The organism is Microvirga roseola (assembly GCF_020866965.1).
GTDB classification, from domain to species: Bacteria; Pseudomonadota; Alphaproteobacteria; order Rhizobiales; family Beijerinckiaceae; genus Microvirga; species Microvirga roseola.
Genome location: NZ_JAJATX010000110.1, coordinates 1 through 5,561, shown reverse-complemented (window position 1 = coordinate 5,561; position 5,561 = coordinate 1). Strand labels below are relative to the sequence as shown.

Annotated in this window: 5 protein-coding genes; all 5 read right to left on the bottom strand. The window is 67.7% G+C overall.

From position 1 onward, the window contains the following. Positions 1-152 precede the first annotated feature (152 nt). The 5 genes from LG661_RS24055 to eda all read right to left on the bottom strand — a co-directional run bounded on the left by LG661_RS24055 (position 153) and on the right by eda (position 5,358). Positions 153-899: an SDR family oxidoreductase gene (locus LG661_RS24055; protein WP_230534524.1), complete on the bottom strand. Its 747-nt coding sequence runs from the start codon at positions 897-899 to the stop codon at positions 153-155. A gap of 5 nt (positions 900-904) precedes the next feature. Further along, entirely contained in the window at positions 905-1,768 is an 864-nt protein-coding gene (locus LG661_RS24050; RefSeq protein WP_230534523.1) for an isocitrate lyase/PEP mutase family protein, read from the bottom strand. Between the two features lie 25 nt (positions 1,769-1,793). Next, positions 1,794-3,602, bottom strand: a complete 1,809-nt coding sequence (locus LG661_RS24045) for an IlvD/Edd family dehydratase (RefSeq protein WP_230534522.1) — start codon at positions 3,600-3,602, stop codon at positions 1,794-1,796. Positions 3,603-3,842: 240 nt separating this feature from the next. After that, positions 3,843-4,652, bottom strand: coding sequence for a tellurite resistance TerB family protein (locus LG661_RS24040; RefSeq protein ID WP_230534521.1), 810 nt, complete (start codon positions 4,650-4,652; stop codon positions 3,843-3,845). Positions 4,653-4,713: 61 nt separating this feature from the next. Next, positions 4,714-5,358: a bifunctional 4-hydroxy-2-oxoglutarate aldolase/2-dehydro-3-deoxy-phosphogluconate aldolase gene (eda, locus tag LG661_RS24035; protein WP_230534520.1), complete on the bottom strand. Its 645-nt coding sequence runs from the start codon at positions 5,356-5,358 to the stop codon at positions 4,714-4,716. Between the last annotated feature and the right edge of the window lie 203 nt (positions 5,359-5,561).

The window sequence follows — 5,561 nt, the reverse complement described above, 5'->3', positions numbered from 1 at the left end:
CCCTCGTGAGACCGGACGAGCACAGATATAGCTCAGCTTAGGACAACAGCCAAGAACAAAAAGGGAACATGAACATTCCCCTCCCCCCTGCGGGGAGGGAAAAGGCGTATGCGCAAGCCGAAAGCAGGTCCCGGCATACCCCGGCAGTGCGATTACAGCGCGAACCCGCCGTCGACGAGATGGACCTGGCCGGTCGTGTAGCTGGCTTCGTCCGAGGCGAGATAGAGGGCGAGCATGGCCACCTCCTCCGCCGTGCCGAGCCGTCCCATGGGCTGGCGGTCGACGAAGGCCTGGCGCACCGCCTCCGGGCTCTGGCCGGAACTTGCGGCCTGCGCCGCGATGCGCTCGTCGAGGGACGGCGACTGGATGGTGCCCGGGCAGATGGCGTTGGCGCGGATGCCGCGTCGGATGAAATCGGCCGCCACGGCCTTGGTCAGGCCGATGACCGCCGCCTTGGTCGCGCCGTAGACATAGCGGCTCGGAATGCCGCGCACGGAGGACGCGCCCGAGGCGATGTTGACGATGGACCCGCCGCCCCGCGCCAGCATGCCCGGAACCACGGCCTTGATGGTCCGGTGCATGGATTTCACGTTGAGGTCGAAGGAAAAGTCCCAGTCCTTGTCGGAGCATTCCAGCACGCTGCCGTGATGCACGAAGCCCGCCGCATTAACGAGAACGTCGAGCGGCCCGATCTCGCCGACGAGTTCCTCCACATTCTCGTTCGAGAGCACGTCGAGCTTGCGCTTCGTCGCGCCGTCGAGCCCATCGAGCTTGGAGACGTCGAGATCCGTCGCCCAGACCGTCGCCCCCTCGCGCAGGAAGGCCTCCGCGATGGCGCGTCCGATCCCCTGCCCTGCCGCGGTAACGAGGGCGGTCTTTCCGTTCAAGCGTCCTGCCATGAGCTTCAGCTCCCCTTGTGCTGTCGTGCCTTCACGCTTTCGCGGAAGAAGGCGTTGATGTCAGAGAACGGGCGGTTCTGCGCGAAGAGCGTGAAGCTGCCCTCGCGGGCAATGGCCTCCGCCGCCCGCGTGAACCCGCCCCAGGCGGCGCGGGCGAGCGCGGAGCCCACGCTGATGCGCCGCGCGCCGAGTTCGGCAAGGTCTGCCACGCGCAGCTCCGTCGCGGCGCTCATGAGCACGTTGACGGGCTTCGGAGACACGGCGGAGACAACCGCGCGGATCTCCTCCACGGTGGAAAGATCCGGCGCGTAGAGAACGTCCGCGCCTGCCTCCGCATAGGCCTCCAGGCGACGGATCGACTCTTTGAGCGGATCGGGGCGCCCCACCAGGAAGCACTCGGCCCGGGCGGTGAGGAGCACGCCCGTCCCGGTGGCGTCGATGGCTTCGCGCGCCGCCCTGATGCGCTCCACCGCGAGCGTCAGATCGTAGAGCGGCGTCGAGCGGTCGCCCGTCGCATCCTCGATCGAGAGACCGGCGACGCCGGTCTCGACGCAAAGCCGCACATTCTCCGCCACGGCCTCGGGCTCATGGGCATAGCCGGATTCGAAATCCGCGTTCACCGGCAGATCGGTCGCGTCCACGATCTCGCGGATATGGGCGAGCACCATGTCTCGCGGCACCGCCCAATCCGTATCGGGCAGGCCGCGGGAGAACGCGAAGCCGGAACTCGTCGTCGCCAGCGCCGGAAAGCCGAGGCTTGCGAGATAGAGCGCCGTTCCCGGATCCCAGGGATTGGGCATGACGAAGCAGCCGCTTTCATGGAGGCGGCGGAACGCCATGCGGCGCGCGCTGAAATCGACCGGAGACATGGCGGCTCCTCTTTCGGAGAAACCGTCAGTGGTTGTCGCGCGGCACGCCGAAAGTCTGCGCCACCTTCTGGTAATTGACCGCGGGCTTCAGGGTCATGCCCTCGGAGAGCTGGTCGACCATGGAGCGCTGGATCTCCTGCCATGGCGTCTGGCTCGCCGGATAGGCGAAGCCGCCCCGTGCATTGAGATCCGCGCGCCGGCGCTCGAGCTCCTCGGCCGGCAGCAGGATGTCGGCCGTGCGCTTGTTGAGGTCGATGCGGATGCGATCGCCCGTCTGCAGCAGCGCAAGCCCGCCGCCCGCCGCGGCTTCGGGAGACGCGTTGAGGATCGAGGGCGTTCCGGACGTGCCGGACTGGCGTCCGTCGCCGATGCAGGGCAGCGAAAGCACGCCCCGGCGGATGAGCGCGCCGGGCGGCTGCATGTTCACCACCTCGGCCGCGCCCGGATAACCGATGGGGCCCGCGCCGCGCATGATGAGGATCGTGTGCTCGTCGATATCGAGGGACGGATCGTCGATGCGGTGGTGGTAGTCCTCGGGCCCTTCGAACACCACGACGCGCCCCTCGAAGGCGTTGGGGTCGTCTGGGTTGTTGAGATAGCGCTCCTGGAACTCGGCGCTGATCACGCTCGTCTTCATGATCGCGGAATCGAAGAGCGTGCCCTTCAGGTTGAGGAAGCCCGCCTTCTCCTTCAGCGGCTTGTCGTAGGAGCGGATCACGTCGTGATCCCAGGTGTGCTTGCCGCTGCAGTTCTCGCCGATGGTCGTGCCCGTGCAGGTGAGCGCACCTTCGTGGATCTTGCCGGCGCCGATCAGCTCCGCGATCACGGCCGGCAGGCCGCCCGCCCGGTAGTATTCCTCGCCGAGATACTCGCCCGCCGGCTGCACGTTCACGAGCAGCGGAATCTCGAAGCCGATGCGCTCCCAGTCGTCGTTGTCGAGCGGCACGCCGATATGCTTGGCGATGGCGTTGATGTGGATGGGCGCATTGGTCGAGCCGCCGATGGCCGCATTGGCGACGATGGCGTTCTCGAAGGCCTCGCGGGTCAGGATGTCGGAGGGCTTCAGGTCCTCCCACACCATGTCGACGATGCGCCTGCCCGTCTCGTAGGCCGCCTGGCCGCGCTCGCGATAGGGCGCGGGAATCGCCGCCGATCCGGGCAGCGCCAGGCCGAGCGCCTCGGCAAGCGCATTCATCGTGGAAGCCGTGCCCATGGTGTTGCAATGGCCGACGGAGGGCGCGGACGAGCCGACGATGTCCATGAACTGCTGATAGTCGATGTCGCCCGCGGCGTGCCGCTCGCGGGCCTTCCACACGACGGTGCCGGAGCCCGTGCGCTCGCCGTGGTGCCAGCCGTTGAGCATCGGCCCGACATTGAGCGAAATCGCGGGGATGTTCACGGTCGCCGCCGCCATGAGGCAGGCCGGCATGGTCTTGTCGCAGCCGGTGAGCAGCACGACGCCGTCGAGGGGATAGCCGTAGAGCACCTCGACGAGGGAAAGGTAGGTGAGATTCCGGTCGAGGCAGGCCGTGGGGCGCTTGCCCGTTTCCTGGATCGGATGGGTCGGGAACTCGAAGGCCACGCCGCCCGCCACCGTGATGCCGTCGCGCACGCGCTTGGCGAGATCGAGATGGTGCCGGTTGCAGGGCGACAGGTCCGAGCCCGTCTGCGCGATGCCGATGATCGGCTTCTTGCCCTGCAGCTCCTTGCCCGTGAGGCCGAAATTCAGATAGCGCTCGAGGTAGAGCGCCGTCATGCCCGGATTGTCCGGGTTGTCGAACCAGAGCCGCGAACGGAGTTGATCGGGAGTGCGGCGGCGGGGCCTGTCAGCCATTCTCGGTTTCCTTTCCCAGGGCAGTTTGGAACGGATGTTAGGACCGGATGGGGGCCGGGGGCAAGGAACAACCTTTTCGGTGCGGAAAAAGAAGTGTCGGGGGAAAAGGGGACGAGGCTCGGGTCCTGCAACCTCGACGTGCTCGGCAGGCATTGCGGCGAGAGGGACGGCAGCCGGGCCACCGTGAAGGATCAGACCATCAGGCCTCTCGACGCCATCTCTCTCCGATGCGCAACGGCTCTAGCGCACCGCATCCGCCGTATCGTCGATCTCGGCCCGCACCTGCTCCTCGAGGTCGAGGGCCCCGGCCAGCCGGTTGAGGAACTCGCGCTCCTGGATCGTGTCCGGATCGATGGCGATGCGCGCTGCCGCATAGACCTGGGCCGCCTTCTCGGAATCGTTCACCGCCGAAGCCAGTTCCTCGACATCCGCCGGAGACGCCATTTCGCCGTCGAGCCAGCGGCTCGCCTGCGGATCGATACCGGCCTCGGCGAGGCCCTTCACGATCCGCGCGCGCTCCGCCTGATCGATCTGCCCGTCGGCGGCAGCGGCCGCCACCATGGTGCGCAGGAACAGAAGGGCGTCGTCCTCGGTCTGGGAGACCGGGTGGAAGCGGGAGGTTTCCGGAGGGGCTTCGACGCGCTCGGGCCGGGCGGCCTCGGCGGGAGGCGCGCTCGCGCCCGTCCGATCCTGCGCCGGCTCCGCCGGGACAATCCCCTGCCCGCCCTGCCTGCTCTGATAGGCCTTGTAGGCGAGGCCTCCGATCACCGCGAGCCCCCCCAGCTTGACGAGGCTTCCGGTCAGCCCCCGCTTCTTGCGCCGCCCGAAGACGAGGCCGGCGAGCCCGAGAAGCGCCGCCTGGGTGAGGCCGGGATTCTGGGTCGCCAGATCCTTGGCCTTCTGCAGGAGCTGGTCCGGCGATTGTCCCATGATCGCACCGGCGCTCCGCTCCGCCGGTGCGCCCGCGCCGCCCTGTGCATTCTGTTGCTGCTGCTCCGGCCGGCCAAGGGCTCCGATGAAGGCGTCCAAAAGCTTTCTGTAATCGACCATCAAGGCTCTCCTGCCGGATCTCGCTGTTTCCGAGAACACAACGGAGGCGCAGGTGAATGGTTCAGGTTCGGCCTTTCAGCGCCGCCGCCTCGGAGGCGAGACGACCGATGGTCGCGAAATCCCCCGCCTTGAGGATCTCGGACGGCGTGATCCAGGTGCCGCCGACGCAGGGCACGTTCGGCAGGGCGAGATAGGACGGCGCGCTCGCCGGATCGATCCCGCCGGTGGGGCAGAAGGAGAGCTTGGGCAGAGGACCGCCGATGGATTTGAGCCAGGCCGCACCGCCCGATGCGGCAGCGGGGAAGAACTTGAGGGCCTGGAAGCCGAGACCGGTCAGCGTCATGGCCTCGGAAACGGTGGCGCAGCCGGGCAGGACCGGCACGGGGGATTCCAGGAGACGTTCGGCCAGCCTGGCCGGGGTGCCTGGGGTGACGATGAACTTGGCCCCCGCATCCGCCGCCTCGCCGATCTGACCGGCCTCCACGATGGTGCCGGCTCCGACGACGGCCTCCGGCACCGCCTTCGCGATGGCGTTGATCGCGTCGAGCGCGCCGGGCGTCCTGAGCGTGACCTCGATGACGGGCAGGCCCGCCCGGACGAGCGTCTGCGCAAGGTCGATGCTGAGGCGCGCGTCCTCCAGGGTCACGACCGGAATGACGGGAGCCATCCGGACATAGCTCCGGAGGGTGGCGGTATGGTCTGTCATGGCGCGGATCCTGCCTGTCCTTTCCGTCAGGCAAGCAGATAGGACCCGGTCCTGTCCAGTCGATGTTGTCCGGAAGTGCGCGGACGCTGTGCAAAGGACCGCGGCGCCATCTTTTCGCGGGTCCTTCGCCATGCCCTGCTCGCATCCTTGCTTTGTTCGCTAAACAGCAAAAAGCCCTCCGCGCGGCTGGCGCTGGAGGGCCT

Bases quoted from the DNA above. Each gene is read 5' to 3' on its own strand.
- LG661_RS24055 (WP_230534524.1), bottom strand. From the start codon at position 899: ATGGCAGGACGCTTGAACGGAAAGACCGCCCTCGTTACCGCGGCAGGG.
- LG661_RS24050 (WP_230534523.1), bottom strand. From the start codon at position 1,768: ATGTCTCCGGTCGATTTCAGCGCGCGCCGCATGGCGTTCCGCCGCCTC.
- LG661_RS24045 (WP_230534522.1), bottom strand. From the start codon at position 3,602: ATGGCTGACAGGCCCCGCCGCCGCACTCCCGATCAACTCCGTTCGCGG.
- LG661_RS24040 (WP_230534521.1), bottom strand. From the start codon at position 4,652: ATGGTCGATTACAGAAAGCTTTTGGACGCCTTCATCGGAGCCCTTGGC.
- eda (WP_230534520.1), bottom strand. From the start codon at position 5,358: ATGACAGACCATACCGCCACCCTCCGGAGCTATGTCCGGATGGCTCCC.